Origin of the sequence: Geodermatophilus marinus (assembly GCF_003428645.1) — a bacterium.
Classification (GTDB): Bacteria; Actinomycetota; Actinomycetes; order Mycobacteriales; family Geodermatophilaceae; genus Geodermatophilus.
The window spans coordinates 1-13,921 of record NZ_QVQH01000047.1; the positions used below are offsets into that span (position 1 = coordinate 1).

The following is a 13,921-nucleotide window of genomic DNA, read 5'->3' on the forward strand; positions in this document are numbered from 1 at the left end:
CACAGATACCGCTACCGAGGCCGCCGGAACGTGTAGTGACACGCCCCTGTCTCCCGCCGAGGCACATCTCCGCAGGTCAACGCACGAATTCGCCCATCTCGTCGACCTACGAACTGCGGAACCCGGGCCTAAACGAGCTGGTCAAAGCCGGTGCACTGGTCAACGAAGGCAGCGAACAGCGCCCCTTCTACAAGGCAGGCGACCAGTGATCTTGTCCGCGTGTCCGCACATGTCCGCGCCCTGTCGGACATGTCCGTCCGTTGTCCGCCCCTATAGGGCGGACATACGGACAGTCCCGGACGCGCCAGCCCCGGCGACCTCGCCGTGCGCGACCTGCGCCATTCCGCCGGTGGTCCGCCCTGGCCGCTGCGCCCGCTGCCCGCTGCACGACCGGCGCGACCCCCGCCCCCACCCGAGGAGAACCCTGTGAGCCGCACCTGCTGTCCGTCCTGCTACGTCCCGGTGCACGTCGCACCGCACGCCCGCGAAGGCCGATGCCGCGACTGCCGGCCGCGACGCCAGCACTCCGTCGTCCGCGGCTACGTCGACCCAACCTCGAGCTTCACTCAGTTCGTCGCTCGACACCGCCGCAACCAGGGCCACGCGTGAACGGCCGCACGCTCATGTGGCCAAGCGGCAAGCTCGTGATCCACGCCGAGGACGAAGTTCGCACGCTGCACCGCGACCAGCGCCTGCAGCACGACACCGCAGCCGGAACCGTCGATCTCGGCGCCGCACACGAGGTCATCGCTCAGGTCCACGCCGCAAAACTCCTCAAGCCCGCAGGGCGACGCGGTCACTGGCGGCTGACGCTGTCGTGGCCCGAGCTCATGGCCCACATCGCAGCCACCTTCGAGGACCACATGCGTGAGCACGCCACCGACCCCCAGGACCAGCCATGACGACCCTGCAGGTCAAGCCGTTACAGCGAGACGCAGCCTCGCTCCCGTCACGCTCCGTCATACCCGCAGGTCAGGCCACCCCCCAGGGCGGGGACCGGGGGGATGGGTCATCCGTCGTGCCGGGGCGCTCTACTGCTTCCCATGCGGGCATTGCCCGACGATCCGACCTGGAGGAGTCATGAGTAGGGCGCCGAGCGGTCTTGGCCGGCGTGGTAAGGCCACGTGGGGGACCTTGACCGGGCTGTACGAGTTCGACGGCCACGAATTGGAGTTGCTGGTCGAGTTGTGCCGGACGTTGGACGTCCTGGCTGAGCTGGACGCGGTGATCCAGCGGGGCGGGGTGCTCACGGAGGCCGGTAAGGCGTCCCCGGCGGTGGTGGAGGCCCGTCAGCAGCGGCTGTCGCTGGCCCGGCTGGTGGGTGCGCTGCGGCTGCCGAACGAGGACGGCGTGAGCCTGTCTCCGGCGCAGGCGCACGCGCAGAAGGCCGCGCAGGCCCGGTGGAACCGGGAGAAGGCGCGGAGGGATCGGGGTGCCTAGGCGCCGGCCGGTCGGGGCCTCTGGGGGTGGTCTGCGGGCGTTGCTGGCGGACCGGTTCGAGGCGGAGCTGCGGGAGTCGCATTGGCGGCACCGCTTCGCCGAGTTCGGCGAGGAGGTCCGGAAGCTGCGGGCGGGGGAGCCGGTGCGGCTGGCTGCTCACCGGCTCGGGGATCTGCTGCCGGCCGGGATCGACCGGCGCTCGTGGGTGGAGGTCGCCGCGGACGGATCGGTGCGCGAGTTGGACCGCACCGAGAAGAACGCGGCGATCGTGGCGCGGGCGAAGGCTCGGTATCCGGGGCTGAAGTCCGGGGATCCGCGGGAGCTGCTGGGCAGGACGTCATGGTGAGCCTGTCGGTGCTGCTGCAGCCGTTACAAGCGGCTGTAGGCTGTGGGCGTGAGGACGTGCGCGTGGTGCTCGGGTCCCATGCCGAGGAAGGCCCGGGGCGACGCCCGGTACTGCTCCGGTCGATGCCGGGTGGCCGCGCATCGGGCCGCCCGTGCGGGGTCGCCGGTTCCTGCCGAGCTGCGGGCGCTGTCCCGGTGGGTGCGCTACTCGGCCCGGAAGGTCCCGCTGACCGTTGCCGGTCGGGCTGCGTCTTCGACGGCCCCGGCGACTTGGGCTACCTGGGAGGACGTGCAGGCGTCGTCGGCCGGGGTCGGTGCGGGCTTCGTGCTCGACGGCGACGGCATCGTCTGTCTGGATTTGGATCACTGCGTCAGCGACGGGATGGTCGCTCCCTGGGCGCAGGCGGTGCTCAACCAGCTTCCGCGCACCTACGTGGAGGTCTCGCCGTCCGGGCGCGGGCTGCACGTTTGGGGTCGCGCCGACATGGCTGCGGGCCGGGTGGTGCGGGTTCCGGGCGGCAAGGTGGAGGTCTACCCCGTTGGCCGCTTCGTGACGATCACCGGGCGCCCGCTGCCGGGGTCGGTGTCCCGGCTGGGCGACCTGTCGTCGGTCGTGGGGGAGCTGGTCGGCTGAACCCGGGGGCGCTGTCGTGAGCGCCCCACGCCAGGCGCGTCCGCCGGCGTCCTACGTGCACGGCGTGGCCGGCCCGGTGGTGATCGTTCCCGGCCGGGTGGCTGCGTGGCTGAACCGGCACGGCGGGCTGGACGAGCTGCGCCGGCAGGTCCGCGGTGGGGATCCGGAGGTCGACAGCGCGCTGATCGCGCTGAAGGTCGCCGGGGACGCATGGCTCACGTCGGTTACTTCCCGTAGGGGAATCGATGACGCACAGTCAGGGGAACCGGTGGCATCTTCTCCGTGGCTGACCACCCGGCAGGTCGCTGACCAGCTCGGACTCACCGTGCGGGGGGTGCGGGTGGCGATCGAGTCGGGGCGGCTGCGCGCCGACCGGGACACCGCCGGCCGGTGGGTGGTCAGCCGGGAGAGCTTCGAGCACTACCGGGCGTCGCGCCGAGCGGCGTGAGGCAACAGGAGGGACGAGCGTGATCGACCAGGACACCGAGGCCGAGGTCGCCGCGGAGATCGAGACCTACCGGCGCCGGCTGGACAGCGTCCGGCAGGACCCGCAGCTGTCGGAGGAGGGGCGGCGCAACGCCATCGCCCGGCTCTACTCCGGCGTGACTTCCCGGATCGCCGGGCGGCGCACGGCGCTGGCGTCGTCGGTCGGCACGGAGCGCAGCAAGCTCGAGGGTGACCTGTTCGGCGCCGGCTACTACCTGCGCGATCAGGTGGCTGCGGCGGTTAGCCTGCGCGACGCCGAGGACCGGGTGGACCGCGTCCCGGCCGGCGATGAGGACGGGCTGTCGCGGCTGCTGGCGCGGGCGCTGCGCAACGGTGACGAGATCCTGGCCAAGGCGTGTCTGCGGCGCGGCTGGGACGAGGGCTCCAACCGGGTCGTGAACGAGTACGCCGACGCCCGGCCGGACAAGGTCCCGGCGATCGAGCGGCTGATCGACCTGCGGAACACCTCCGCGGCGGGCGACGCGGTGACCGACCTCCGCGAAATGATCTTCATCGTGCCCAAGCCGCAGGAGCTGGCCTTCTACTACTCCGATCAGCAGATCGCGGCGATGGCCGAGGGCGGGGACGTGCCGATGCCCGGCGGCGGCGAGGTCTACGGGTCCTTCCCGGAGGCCGCCTACAACGGGCACCCGCGCTGAGCGCGGCCGGGGTGGGGGACGGCGTGCCCGGCCGCCGGTGGACGGCCGGTCGGGCGCGGTGCCACAGCCCGCGCCCGACCGGCGCCCGGTGGGGGTGGTGAGCTGATGCCCAGGTTCACCGCAGGCTCTGCCTCCGTCACGATCGTCCCGGATCTGAGCGGCTTTCAGCGGCGCATGCGGGCCGAGATCGGGAAGATCAATGCCACGGTTGAGGTGCCGGTCCGGGCCGACCTGAGCGGCTTCCAGCGTGACCTGCAGGCCCAGATCGGGCGGCTGCGGCCCAACCCCGTCCGGGTGCCGGCGGTGCTCGACCTGCACGCCGGTGCCCTGACGGGGCTGCAGCGCAAGCTCGCCGCGTCCCGGCTGCGGGCCAGCGTGCACCTCGACGTCGACCGGGGCGCGCTGAGCGCCCTCACCGGGGCGCTGGGCGGCCTGGGCAAGCTGTCGGGCGGGGCGCTGGGCCTGCCGGCGCTGTCCGGGGGGCTGGTGGCCGTCGCCGGGGCCGCGGCGCAGGCGGCCAACGCGGTCGCGCTGCTCCCGGCTGCCGGTGTCGCCGCCGCCGCCCCGATCGCGGCGCTGGCGATCGGCCTCAACGGCATCGGGGATGCGTTCCAGGCCATCTCGGCCGGTGACCCGGAGAAGATCGCCGAGGCCATGGCCCGGCTGGCCCCGGCGGCGCGAGAGTTCGTCACCGCCACCCAGTCCCTCGGCCCGGCCTGGTCGGCGGCCCGGCTGGACGTGCAGCAGGCCCTGTTCGAGGGCATGGGCCGGGCGGTCACCGACCTGGCGCGGGTGCAGCTTCCAGTGCTGCGCGACGGCCTGTCCGGCATCGCCGGAGTGCTCAACGGCGGCGTCCGCGAGGCGATGGGCGTGTTCTCCACCGGCACGGCCGCCGCGGACTTCGCCACGACGCTGGGCAACGTCCGGGCCGCGCTCGCCGAGGTCTTCGCGGCGATGGCGCCGCTGTCGCAGGCGTTCATCGACCTGGCCACCGTCGGGTCGACGTTCCTGCCCGGCCTGGCCGCCGGGGCCGGGGACGCCGCGCAGCGGTTCGCCGACCTCGTGGCCAACGCCCGTGCCACCGGCGAGCTACAGCAGTTCATCTCCGTCGGCCTGAGCACCATCGGCGACCTGGCGCAGATCCTCGGCAACGTCGGCTCGGTGCTCGGCTCGATACTGTCTGCCTCCGCGCAGGCCGGCGCCGGGATCCTGCAGGTCGTCGAACAGCTCACCGGGGCGCTGGCCGAGTTCTTCCGCTCCGCCGAAGGACAGACCGCGCTGCAAGGATTCTTCACCGCGCTGGCCGACGCCATCGCCCTGGTCGTCCCGGTCGTCACCCAACTGATCACCACGCTGCTGCCGCCGCTCATGGCGATCTACGCGGCGCTGTACCCGGTGGTCGCCCAGCTCGCCGTGGCCATCGGGCAGGCGCTGCTGTCCGCGCTGGACGCGCTGCTCCCGGTCCTGCCGACGATCATGGCCGGCTTCCAGGCCCTCGTCGGCGCGGTCCTGCCGCTGGTCCCGGTCATCCTGCAGCTCGTCGTCGACCTCATCCCGCCGCTGGTGGCCGTCATCGCCGCCCTGGTGCCCACCGTGGTCGCCGTGGTGCAGGCGTTCGCGCCGCTGCTGCCGGTCATCGCCGAGCTGGCCCTGTCCCTCATCCCGCCGCTGCTCGCGGTGGTGCAGGCGCTGCTGCCGTTCATCGCGCAGCTCGCGCAGATCGTCGGGGCGGCGCTGCTGCAGGCGTTCCAGGCGATCGCCCCGGTGTTCCCCGTCCTGATCGACGCGTTCCTGCGCATCGTCGAGGCGATCCTGCCGCTGCTGCCCATGCTGCTGACCCTCGTCAGCCAGCTGCTGCCGCCCCTGATCGCCGCGTTCGCCTCCCTGGCGCCGGTGGTCGCCGCGGTCGCCCCGCTGATCGCCGACGTGGTGGAGACCATCGCCCCGCTGATCCTGCAGGTCGCCGGGGGGCTCATCCCGATCATCGTGCAGCTCGCGCAGGTCTGGTCGCAGACGTTCCAGGCCTTGACCGCGGCCGTGCTGTGGGCCGTCAACGACGTCATTCGCCCCGCCTGGGACCGGCTCAAGGCCGAGGCGACCGCGGTGTGGCAGTGGGTGTCGCAGACGTTCACGTCGCTGCGGGACGCCCTCACCGGCCTGTTCACCTCGATCCGAGACACCGTGGCCGGGCTGTGGACCACCGCCACCGAGTTCGTGAAGACCGCGGCGACCGCGGTGTGGGAGTGGGTCACCGGCCGGTTCACCGCGCTGCGCGACGGCGCCGTGGGCATCTTCACCGGGCTGCGGGACACCGCGCTCAGCGTCTGGACCGGGCTGCGGGACGGGGTCGTCGGCGCCGCGCAGAACATCTGGGACTGGGTGGTGCAGCGGTTCACCAACCTCAAGACCTCCGCGGTGCGGATCTTCGAGGAGGTCCGCGACACCATCGGCCGGGTCTGGGACGGCATCCAGGACAAGGTGAAGGCCCCGCTGCGGCTGGTGTTCACCTTCGTCAACGACAACATGATCGGCCCGGTCAACCGGATCTTGGACAAGTTCCCCGGCAGCCTGTCCATCCCGTCCCTGCCCCGGCTGGCCGAGGGCGGCATGGTGCACGGTCCCGGCACCGGCACGTCCGACAGCATCCTCGGGGTCGACCGGCTCACCGGGATGCCGACGGCGTTCGTGTCCAACCACGAGTTCGTGGTCAATGCCCGAGCGACCGCCGCGAATCTGCCGCTGCTGCAGGCCCTCAACTCCGGTCTGCGGCTGCCCGGGTTCGCCGACGGTGGGCTGATCGGGGACCTGTTCGGCGGAGTCAGCAACTTGGCCTCCGACATCTGGGACAAGGCCAAGGACGCCGTCGCCACGGTCAAGAACTTCGCCACCGACATGCTCGCCAAGGGCGCCCGCAAGGCCGCCGAGGCGGTGCTGGGGCCCATCGTGGACGGGGCCAGGCGGCTGATCCCGGACAAGGTGCCGCTGACCCTGCTCGAAGGCGGCATCGACCGCCTGTACTCGGCGGTGCTGGGCAAGGGCGACGAGCAGGACCGGCTCCAGGCGCTTCAGGGCGGCTCGTTCGGTAGCTCAAAGGCCACCCCCAACGGGGTCGGCGGGTTGGGCCCGATGGCGGCCGCTGCCAGGGCGTTCGTCATGAAGACCTGGGGCATCACGAACATCGGCGGCTACGCCAACCGCAACATCGCCGGCACGGGGACGAAGTCGGACCACGCGCTTGGGAAGGCGATCGACGTCATGATCGCCAACTACAAGTCGCCGGCTCAGATCGCGCTCGGCAACCAGATCGCGTCATGGTTCGTCGCCAACCCGCAGGCATTCGGCACCAAGTACGTGATCTGGCGGGACCAGATCAATTCCGGCAATGGGTGGAAGCCCTACGGCCACCCCGGCGGTGGCCGGTCGGACACGTTGCAGCACCGCGACCACGTTCACGTGTCCGTGTTCGACAAGGGCGGGCACCTGCCCCCCGGCTACTCCACCATCTACAACGGCACCGGCCGCCCCGAGCGCGTGCTGGACGCGTCTCAGACGGAGGTGTTCGACCGGGTGATGGCCCGCGCCGGTGCCGGTGGTGGGCGGGGTCCGCTGATCGGTGAGGTCAACTTGGTCGCGCAGGACAACCGCGGGGTGTACCGGGCGATGGACGAGTTGGAGCACCGGATGCGCGTCGCTGACCTCGGCGGCCGGTACGCGGAGTACACGGCGTGACCGCGGACCAACCGATGGCCGCAGAGGACCGGACCCGCTTCCTGCGCGAACTCAACGGCGTGCTCGAGCTGGTGGAGGCCGCCGCCGGCAAGGATCCAGCTCCGTGGCGCGCCCGCCTCACCGCCGTTGAGGACGCCGTTGGCGGGATCACCGTCGAGATGCTGTGGATGCTGTCCCAGCTGTGCGCCTGGCACCTCACCGGCACCGCCGCCCAGTGCGGCCAGACCCTTGAGCAGGCGCTGCAGGAGGCCCGACTGCAGGCCCTTGGCCTAGTCGACTGACGGACCGTCAGTCGACTAGGCGGCAGCGATCATCCGTTCGGGTGGTGACGCCTGCATCACGAGACAGTGACGATGAGGCACGGCATGCAGGTGCTCATGCCGCCTGCCTCACCCCCCGGTTAGTGTTCAGGAACTGCCGCGGGGGAGGGAGGGCGTTGGGGTACTGGAAGCGGCACAAGCGGAAGGACCTGGAGGAGGTGCTCGAGGTCTTCCACCAAGCCGGGTGGCTCATCGAAGATCCGCCGACGTACTACACGCTGAAGTGCCCCTGTGGCAAACACATGCGGTGGCTCCACCTAACACCGAGCGGAGCCAACTACGGTCGCAACGCGCTCGCCTGGGGGCGCCGGCAGCCTTGCTGGAGGGAGGGACTGTGATGGCTATCGAGACCATCAACGTGGGGTGGGAGTTCACTGCCCGTGACGAGGCAACCGGGGACGTGCCCAAGAACTTGACGGAAGAGGGCCACGCGCTGATGCAAGCCCTTTTGTCCATCGAAGCAGCCAACCCTGCAGTCAAAGACAGCGCTGTGAGCATCGATACTGGCGAGGGGCTAGTGACCTTCGAGCTCAGCGCCACGGGTGCAGGCCTGCTCGGCGCGATCGAGGTCGCGCTGTCCGCCATCAGATCGGCGATCCACACCGTCGGCGGAGCCACGCACGACTTCCCAACGGCGCCCGAGATGATGGACGGGATTAGCTTCCGAGCGGGTCACTTCGAGGCGGAACCCGTCTGACAGTCGCATGGCTGCGTCTGTGACGCGCCGCCGTCAACGCCCGCACCCACAACGTCGAGGAATGCCGACCACGACCCGCCCCGGACCGTCCCACCGGAGCGACTACGGCTCCCTTAATGACAGGTCATCGGCGGCAACCCCAAACGGCTCACGGGCTCGGGACGTGGTACCTCGGGCAGTAGAAGCGGGTCGCCGCCTGCTCCAAGTCCAACATCTGCCCCAACGACAGACTCCCGCCGGCCAGCGTCGCCATGACCTCAGGAGTGCTCTGCCCGGCCCCGTAGGCCACGCAGATGGCGAGCGCCAGCTCCACGGCAGCTGGCGCGCTCGCGTGCTGCGGGACGATGCCCGCGTCCTCCACCGCGTCGATGAACTGCTGTTCGGGGGTGCGCTGTTGCGGTGAAGGGGTCGGCGCAGCAGCGGCAGTCGTGGTCGCCGAAGCGGGACGCTCAGTGGTGGCACCTGAGGGAGTCTGCTCATCGCCGGTGCCGCTGCAGCCGGCTAGCGCCATCGTCAGCCCGGTAACGGCCAATGCTCGTCTCATCTCCGCGCCCCTTCCCCCGTGGTGTGCGCCGGAACGGTACGTGGTCGCAGACCCGGACCGCGGTACCACTCGCCGCCGCCCGACCGCCGCTGCGGCGCGTCATCCACACCGGTGGAAAACGCTGTGACGTAATACGGGCCGTGGCCGAACATGCACCGTCCGACACCGTTACGGCCCTGGTCCCCGCCGCGGCGCGGGAAGCGTGGTTCCGGCTGTCCGCCGCGCTCAACTCCATCGGCGCCGTCCCCTGCCGCACCTCGGACCCCGAGGCTTGGTTCGCCGACCCCGGCACCGCAGAGGCTCGGATGGCGGCCGATGCATGCTCGGTGTGCGACGCCCGCGTGCCCTGCCTGGCCTACGCCCTGGCCGCCCGGGAACGTCACGGGATCTGGGCCGCCACGACCCCGGCCGAGCGGGAGGCCATGCGTGACCGGCGGCCGGCCGCCTGAACACGACAGTGCCCCCACCGGATCACCGGCGGGGGCACTGCAGCAGGGCAGAGGGCTAGTTCAGCCCAGGGGCCTCCCCGCCGTCCGCGTCGTCGGCGACCAGCGCCGTCAGCGCCTCGGCCAGTGCCCGGCGCCGGGCGCCCTCCGGCAGCCCGGCCTCGACACCGACGATGTCCAGGTCCCGGAAAAGGGTCCACGACCGGCCGTGCGGCAGGCCGGGCAGCTCGATGATCTGCAGCGCGCCGATCTGGTACTGGCGGCGGGTGGGGGCAGTAGCGTTCGCCATCGGGTCCTCAGTTCTCTCTGTTGGGTGGGGATCCAGGCCCCGCCTGGTGTGCCGAACCGGGCGGGGCCGCCTTGCATAGCCGACCGTAGCTGTACGGCTACGGACGTGGGAGGGGTGCCCAGAGCGGGCGGCCGTCGATGCCGGCGGACGGGACCCGGCAGCCCCACGCGGCGCTGTCCGGGTCCGCGGACAGGTGCGCGGCCGGTTTGCCGCAGTCGCAGCGCCCGTCCCCGCCGGCCGGGGCCCAGCCGGAGCCGTGGCACCGGTGGTAATCGTGCCGGTGCTCTCGTATCGCCCCGTCGCGCCGCAGGGCGCGCTCGGTGCCGCAGACGGCGCACACGCCGCGGGCGGTCACAGCGCCGCCACCAGCGCCAGCGCCCACAGGCCCAGCACCAGCAGCCAGGCCACCGCGAACAGCATGTGCGTCAGCCACTGCAGGTCGCCGCGCCGGTGCCTGCGCGGGGCGGTCACGCGACACCGCCGGAGAACGCCTGCGGCGCGGCGCCCAGGTGCACCACGACGTAGAAGGTGCCCACCCCGGAAACGACCGCGGCGGTGGTCTCGAGGGCCTTCGCCGAGGCCCGCAGGTCACCGGCGAACGGGGACCGGCAGAACCGGGGCCAGCGGCGCCCAATGGGCAGACGCGGCGACAGAAGCCGGGGGAGCGGTCGGTGCAGGTCAGTACGGTCTGACATGGGTCTCTCGCCTCCACGAGGGATCAAGGCCCCGTCGTTGGTCTGGTACACCGCGGCGGGGCCGCCCTGTCATTCAGGACGGGTAAAGCCTGACGTTTGCGGTCCCGGTCGTCTTCCTGGTGCTGCCGGTCACCGTCCTCTTCGCCCTGTTCCCGGGGTTGATCAGCATCGTCTCGCTGGCCCGATGAGCCAGCGGGACCCGACCGGAAGGACCTCTCGATGATGCGTGCTCGCCTGCTGGTGCTCACCGTTCTCGCCGCGCTGGCGGCCCGGCTGCGGGCCGAGGACCCGGAGCGGGGGGACGTGCCGGGCTGGGTGATGATCACCGTGATGACGGCGGCGCTGGTGCTGGCCATCCTGGTCCCGTTCCGCGAGGCGGTCGTGGCGGCGGTGACCAACGCGCTGGCGTCGGTCACCGCCGGTGGCTGAGCGGCGGCGCCCGGGGCGCGGCCGGCTCCGGGTGCCGCGGCTGCCGGGCGCGGCCGGCGCCGAGCGCGGCGGCGCGGTGGTGGAGTTCGTGCTGGTGTCGGTGCTGGTCGTCGTGCTGCTGCTGGCGGTGCTGCAGGTGGCCGTCTACGTGCACGTGCGCAACGTGGTGACCGCCGGGGCGCAGGAGGGGGCGCGGTTCGCGGCCAACGCCGACGTCCCGGCGGCCGCCGGGGCGGACCGGACCCTGGCGGTGGTGGCCGCGGCGACCTCGCCGGCGACCGCGGCCGGGCTGCGGTGCGCGGCGGGGGAGGAGACCGACGCCAGCGGGCTGCGGTTGGTGGTGGTCCGCTGCTCGGGGGCGGTGCCGACGCTGCTGGCCGGGCTGGGGTCGCTGCTGCCGCTGGAGGTCACCGGGCGGGCGGTGGAGGAGGGGCCGTGAGGTGGCTGCGGGCCCGGCTGGGCATGCTGGCCGGGCAGCGGGGCTCGGCGCTGGTGGAGTTCGTGTTCGTCGCGATCGTGGTGTTCGTGCCGCTGGTGTACGTGGTGGCCGGGTTCTCGGCGGTGCAGCGCGGGGTGTTCGCCTCGACCGCGGCGGCGCGGGAGGCCGGGCGGGCGATCGGGACCGCCCCGGACGCGGGGACCGGGATGGCGCGGGCGCAGCGGGCGGCGCAGCTGGCGGTGGCCGACCAGTCGGTGGACGCCGCCGACGTGCAGGTGGCCTACGCCCCGCCCGGGGCGGGCTGCGCGGCGGCGGGGTCCTACGCCCCGGTGCTGGTCCCGGGGGAGGAGTTCACCGTGTGCGTGACGGTGACCGTGCGGATCCCGCTGATGCCGGAGTTCGTCGACGCCAACACCGCCACCGGCGCCTTCACCGTCGAACGCGACCGCTACGTCGACCCCTGACGGGGGCCGCGGCGCGGCTCGGGCGTCGTCCCGCGGGAGTCACCCGCCGGTGAGGGCCTCCTCGGGGCCGAGCACGGCACAGCGCGGGCCGTCGGCGCGGCGCAGCCGGTCGTCGGCGGTCACCAGCGGCACGTCGAGCGCCTCGGCGAGGGCGACGTACCAGGCGTCGTACACGGTCACGTTCGCCCGCAGCTCCCACACCCGCTCGAGGAAGGGCTCGAACGGGTAGCGCCGGGAACGCAGCCGCGCCGCCCGGACGGCCGCCGCCCGGGCGTCCCCGGCGTCGAGCAGGCCGCGCGCCACCATCGCCCGCAGGGCCGAGGTGACCTCCGCGCCGGCCACCGCCGGGAGGTGCAGCCACGACTCCTCGGCGACGAGGCGCCGGGCCCTGTCCCCGGCGTCTCCGCCCACGGCCACGGCGTCGACGACGACGGAGGCGTCGAGGACCCTCACCGCTGGTCGCGGTCGGCCCGGACGAACCCGGCCGAGGACAGCGGGCTGAAGCCGTGCCCGCCGCTGCGCTGCTCCTGTTGCCGGACCTCGGCGACCACCTCGGCCGGGGTCTGCGCGCGGGCGCCCTCCACCAGTTCCGCGAGGAGGAACTCCTGCAGGCTCATCCCGGCCTCGGCCGCGCGGCGCCGGTACGTCCGGTGCACGTCCTCGGGGACGTCGCGGATCTGGATGGTGGGCATGCATGCAGACTAGCGCTCCGAGCGCTGTCCCGTAGCTTCGTCGCGGGAGCACGCGGTCAGGACGGCGGCGGGTCGGCGACGCCGCGGCACTCGCGGAGGTAGTCCGCCCAGTCCCAGCCGGCCAGGAACTCGCGGGCCGCCCGCTGGCCGGCGGCCACCAGCCGGGCGCGCTCGGCCGCGCCGACGTCGAACTCGGTGAGCCCGGTGCCCGTGGTGTCCACGGAGAAGGCCCGGCGGCGCACGCACGGGCGGGCCAGGTAGGTGCGGTCCCGCCCGGTGACCGTGGTGGCCACCAGCGAGTCGAGCAGCCGCAGCGGCGGCGGCAGGTGGCGGACGCCGAACACCGACACGTCCTCGTCGGAGAGCGTGTCGCCCACCCCGATGCCGAACGTGGGCCAGCGCGGCCGGGCGGCGTCGGTCCGGTCGAAGACCTCGATGGGGAAGTTGGACAGCACCCCGCCGTCCACCAGGGTCGACGTGCGGCCGCTGCGCGCGTCGCGCAGCCGGCGCGGGGCGAGGAAGTAGGGGATCGCCAGCGATGCCCGCACCGCCTCGGCCACCGGCTGCCGGTCGGGGTCCAGGCCGTACTCCCGGTAGTCCCAGGGCAGCCGCAGCAGCCGGCCGCGGGTCACGTCGGTCGCCGTCACCACCAGCCGGTAGCGCTGCCACGGCGCCAGGGACGGGTCGTCGCCGGGGTCGTCGCGGCGCAGGTCGCCGAAGGTGACCACCCCCAGGTCGGCCAGCTCCCGGCGCACCCACCCGGTGATGTAGCGCCCCGGGTGCAGCCCCGAGCGGGTCAGCAGCCCGACCGCGGGCGCGAGCAGCGGGACCGGCGCCCAGGAGTCGGGGATCCGGTCGTACTCGAGGCGGGCGGCGGTCCGCAGCACCTCGTCGGCGTCCAGGCCGGCGGCCAGGAACGCCGCGACCACCGCGCCGGCCGAGGAGCCGGCCACCCGCTCGAACCGGTAGCCGCGCAGCAGCTCGACGACGGCGCCGGTCAGCGCGATGCCCTTGACCCCGCCGCCCTCGAGGACGAGGTCCGCCGGCAGGGGGCCCGTCGAGGTCACGCCCCACGGTACGGGACGGCGGGCCGGACGGCAGCGCGCCCGGGAGGTGACCCGACGTCACCGCTGTCCCCGGCGGCGGGTCACACGACCTGGTGAAACAGCGCCGGTCGATTGCTGAGCGTGACGAGCGCTCCTTAGCGTCTGAGCCAGCACCTGGGAGCCAGGTGGGAGACGACGTGCCGATCCGAACGGTCCCCACGGTCGCCGCGACGGCGCGGCGGGGTGGGAGAACCGGTCGCCAGACCGTTCGGGGAGCGAGTGGCGAGACCGCCGTCCGGTCAGTGATGTGAACGGGGGGAGGACCTGCGCCGCGCTCTCGCGACCTGCCGCGGCCGCCCCCGGCACCCGGATCCCCCCGGTACCCGGCCGGTCCCCCTGACCTCCTGACGCCCCACGCGACCGCGCGCCGGCCCGCCGGCTGTCAACGACGGCCCAAAGTTGACCCCCTAGCGACGGCTGAAAGTTGACCCCCTCGTGGTCATGCGTCTTCGGTGGCGGCCGCGTGTGGGCGGCCGAGGTCGCGGTCCTTGAGTCGGTAGCTGTCGC

Annotated in this window: 19 protein-coding genes; 13 read left to right on the forward strand and 6 right to left on the reverse strand. The window is 72.8% G+C overall.

Annotated features, from left to right (window positions below; genetic code table 11):
- The first annotated feature begins 605 nt into the window (after window positions 1-605).
- From D0Z06_RS24540 to D0Z06_RS24585, 9 genes are all read left to right on the forward strand, one after another.
- The gene (locus D0Z06_RS24540) at window positions 606-902 is read left to right on the forward strand and encodes a hypothetical protein (RefSeq protein WP_117380169.1); all 297 of its coding nucleotides are present in this window, start codon (window positions 606-608) and stop codon (window positions 900-902) included.
- 232 nt (window positions 903-1,134) lie between these two features.
- Window positions 1,135-1,440: a hypothetical protein gene (locus D0Z06_RS24545; protein WP_199522524.1), complete on the forward strand. Its 306-nt coding sequence runs from the start codon at window positions 1,135-1,137 to the stop codon at window positions 1,438-1,440.
- A 40-nt stretch (window positions 1,441-1,480) separates the two neighbouring features.
- Complete coding sequence (locus tag D0Z06_RS24550) at window positions 1,481-1,786, forward strand: hypothetical protein (protein ID WP_147332126.1); 306 nt, start codon at window positions 1,481-1,483, stop codon at window positions 1,784-1,786.
- A 78-nt stretch (window positions 1,787-1,864) separates the two neighbouring features.
- Entirely contained in the window at window positions 1,865-2,419 is a 555-nt protein-coding gene (locus tag D0Z06_RS24555) for a bifunctional DNA primase/polymerase (RefSeq protein ID WP_117380171.1), read from the forward strand.
- Between the two features lie 16 nt (window positions 2,420-2,435).
- Window positions 2,436-2,867 carry a helix-turn-helix domain-containing protein gene (locus D0Z06_RS24560; RefSeq protein ID WP_117380172.1) on the forward strand — a complete coding sequence of 144 codons (432 nt, stop codon included), beginning with the start codon at window positions 2,436-2,438 and terminating at the stop codon, window positions 2,865-2,867.
- A gap of 19 nt (window positions 2,868-2,886) precedes the next feature.
- Window positions 2,887-3,564 (forward strand): hypothetical protein, encoded by a 678-nt coding sequence (locus D0Z06_RS24565; RefSeq protein ID WP_117380173.1) that lies wholly within the window; start codon window positions 2,887-2,889, stop codon window positions 3,562-3,564.
- Window positions 3,565-3,738: 174 nt separating this feature from the next.
- Window positions 3,739-7,293: a phage tail protein gene (locus D0Z06_RS24570; RefSeq protein WP_117380174.1), complete on the forward strand. Its 3,555-nt coding sequence runs from the start codon at window positions 3,739-3,741 to the stop codon at window positions 7,291-7,293.
- A 14-nt stretch (window positions 7,294-7,307) separates the two neighbouring features.
- Window positions 7,308-7,574 carry a hypothetical protein gene (locus tag D0Z06_RS24575; protein ID WP_147332127.1) on the forward strand — a complete coding sequence of 89 codons (267 nt, stop codon included), beginning with the start codon at window positions 7,308-7,310 and terminating at the stop codon, window positions 7,572-7,574.
- A gap of 376 nt (window positions 7,575-7,950) precedes the next feature.
- Entirely contained in the window at window positions 7,951-8,310 is a 360-nt protein-coding gene (locus D0Z06_RS24585) for a hypothetical protein (protein WP_147332128.1), read from the forward strand.
- Between the two features lie 148 nt (window positions 8,311-8,458).
- On the opposite strand, the gene D0Z06_RS24590 is transcribed toward D0Z06_RS24585, so the two are convergent.
- Window positions 8,459-8,821, reverse strand: coding sequence for a DUF732 domain-containing protein (locus D0Z06_RS24590; RefSeq protein ID WP_158580080.1), 363 nt, complete (start codon window positions 8,819-8,821; stop codon window positions 8,459-8,461).
- A 173-nt stretch (window positions 8,822-8,994) separates the two neighbouring features.
- On the opposite strand from D0Z06_RS24590, the gene D0Z06_RS24595 reads away from it, so the two are divergent.
- Complete coding sequence (locus D0Z06_RS24595) at window positions 8,995-9,303, forward strand: WhiB family transcriptional regulator (RefSeq protein WP_158580081.1); 309 nt, start codon at window positions 8,995-8,997, stop codon at window positions 9,301-9,303.
- A gap of 55 nt (window positions 9,304-9,358) precedes the next feature.
- On the opposite strand, the gene D0Z06_RS25575 is transcribed toward D0Z06_RS24595, so the two are convergent.
- Both D0Z06_RS25575 and D0Z06_RS24610 read right to left on the reverse strand, forming a co-directional pair.
- A complete protein-coding gene (locus D0Z06_RS25575) occupies window positions 9,359-9,589 on the reverse strand; it encodes a hypothetical protein (RefSeq protein ID WP_158580082.1) in 231 nt (76 codons plus the stop codon).
- Between the two features lie 467 nt (window positions 9,590-10,056).
- Complete coding sequence (locus D0Z06_RS24610) at window positions 10,057-10,284, reverse strand: hypothetical protein (protein WP_117380181.1); 228 nt, start codon at window positions 10,282-10,284, stop codon at window positions 10,057-10,059.
- 219 nt (window positions 10,285-10,503) lie between these two features.
- Between D0Z06_RS24610 and D0Z06_RS24615 the strand changes: the two genes are divergently transcribed.
- The 3 genes from D0Z06_RS24615 to D0Z06_RS24625 are packed head-to-tail and all read left to right on the forward strand — an operon-like array spanning window position 10,504 to window position 11,616.
- Window positions 10,504-10,713 (forward strand): hypothetical protein, encoded by a 210-nt coding sequence (locus tag D0Z06_RS24615; protein WP_233517944.1) that lies wholly within the window; start codon window positions 10,504-10,506, stop codon window positions 10,711-10,713.
- The gene (locus D0Z06_RS24620) at window positions 10,706-11,152 is read left to right on the forward strand and encodes a TadE/TadG family type IV pilus assembly protein (protein ID WP_117380182.1); all 447 of its coding nucleotides are present in this window, start codon (window positions 10,706-10,708) and stop codon (window positions 11,150-11,152) included. The genes D0Z06_RS24615 and D0Z06_RS24620 overlap by 8 nt, the downstream gene beginning before the upstream one ends.
- Window positions 11,149-11,616, forward strand: a complete 468-nt coding sequence (locus D0Z06_RS24625) for a hypothetical protein (RefSeq protein ID WP_117380183.1) — start codon at window positions 11,149-11,151, stop codon at window positions 11,614-11,616. The genes D0Z06_RS24620 and D0Z06_RS24625 overlap by 4 nt, the downstream gene beginning before the upstream one ends.
- 39 nt (window positions 11,617-11,655) lie before the next feature.
- Here D0Z06_RS24625 and D0Z06_RS26010 read toward each other — a convergent pair whose 3' ends face one another.
- The 3 genes from D0Z06_RS26010 to D0Z06_RS24635 are packed head-to-tail and all read right to left on the reverse strand — an operon-like array spanning window position 11,656 to window position 13,375.
- Window positions 11,656-12,069, reverse strand: a complete 414-nt coding sequence (locus tag D0Z06_RS26010) for a type II toxin-antitoxin system VapC family toxin (RefSeq protein WP_199522526.1) — start codon at window positions 12,067-12,069, stop codon at window positions 11,656-11,658.
- On the reverse strand, window positions 12,066-12,308 hold the full coding sequence (locus D0Z06_RS26015) for a FitA-like ribbon-helix-helix domain-containing protein (RefSeq protein WP_199522527.1): 243 nt from the start codon (window positions 12,306-12,308) through the stop codon (window positions 12,066-12,068). Before D0Z06_RS26015 ends, D0Z06_RS26010 begins: the two co-directional genes overlap by 4 nt.
- 56 nt (window positions 12,309-12,364) lie before the next feature.
- Complete coding sequence (locus D0Z06_RS24635; RefSeq protein WP_199522528.1) at window positions 12,365-13,375, reverse strand: patatin-like phospholipase family protein; 1,011 nt, start codon at window positions 13,373-13,375, stop codon at window positions 12,365-12,367.
- Window positions 13,376-13,921 lie beyond the last annotated feature (546 nt).

What these genes read in the sequence shown, in the direction of transcription:
- D0Z06_RS24555 (WP_117380171.1), top strand. Translation starts at nt 1,865, where the DNA reads ATGCCGAGGAAGGCCCGGGGCGACGCCCGGTACTGCTCCGGTCGATGC.
- D0Z06_RS24570 (WP_117380174.1), top strand. Translation starts at nt 3,739, where the DNA reads ATGCGGGCCGAGATCGGGAAGATCAATGCCACGGTTGAGGTGCCGGTC.
- D0Z06_RS24575 (WP_147332127.1), top strand. Translation starts at nt 7,308, where the DNA reads ATGGCCGCAGAGGACCGGACCCGCTTCCTGCGCGAACTCAACGGCGTG.
- D0Z06_RS24585 (WP_147332128.1), top strand. Translation starts at nt 7,951, where the DNA reads ATGGCTATCGAGACCATCAACGTGGGGTGGGAGTTCACTGCCCGTGAC.
- D0Z06_RS24590 (WP_158580080.1), bottom strand. Translation starts at nt 8,821, where the DNA reads ATGGCGCTAGCCGGCTGCAGCGGCACCGGCGATGAGCAGACTCCCTCA.
- D0Z06_RS25575 (WP_158580082.1), bottom strand. Translation starts at nt 9,589, where the DNA reads ATGGCGAACGCTACTGCCCCCACCCGCCGCCAGTACCAGATCGGCGCG.
- D0Z06_RS24610 (WP_117380181.1), bottom strand. Translation starts at nt 10,284, where the DNA reads ATGTCAGACCGTACTGACCTGCACCGACCGCTCCCCCGGCTTCTGTCG.
- D0Z06_RS24615 (WP_233517944.1), top strand. Translation starts at nt 10,504, where the DNA reads ATGATGCGTGCTCGCCTGCTGGTGCTCACCGTTCTCGCCGCGCTGGCG.
- D0Z06_RS26015 (WP_199522527.1), bottom strand. Translation starts at nt 12,308, where the DNA reads ATGCCCACCATCCAGATCCGCGACGTCCCCGAGGACGTGCACCGGACG.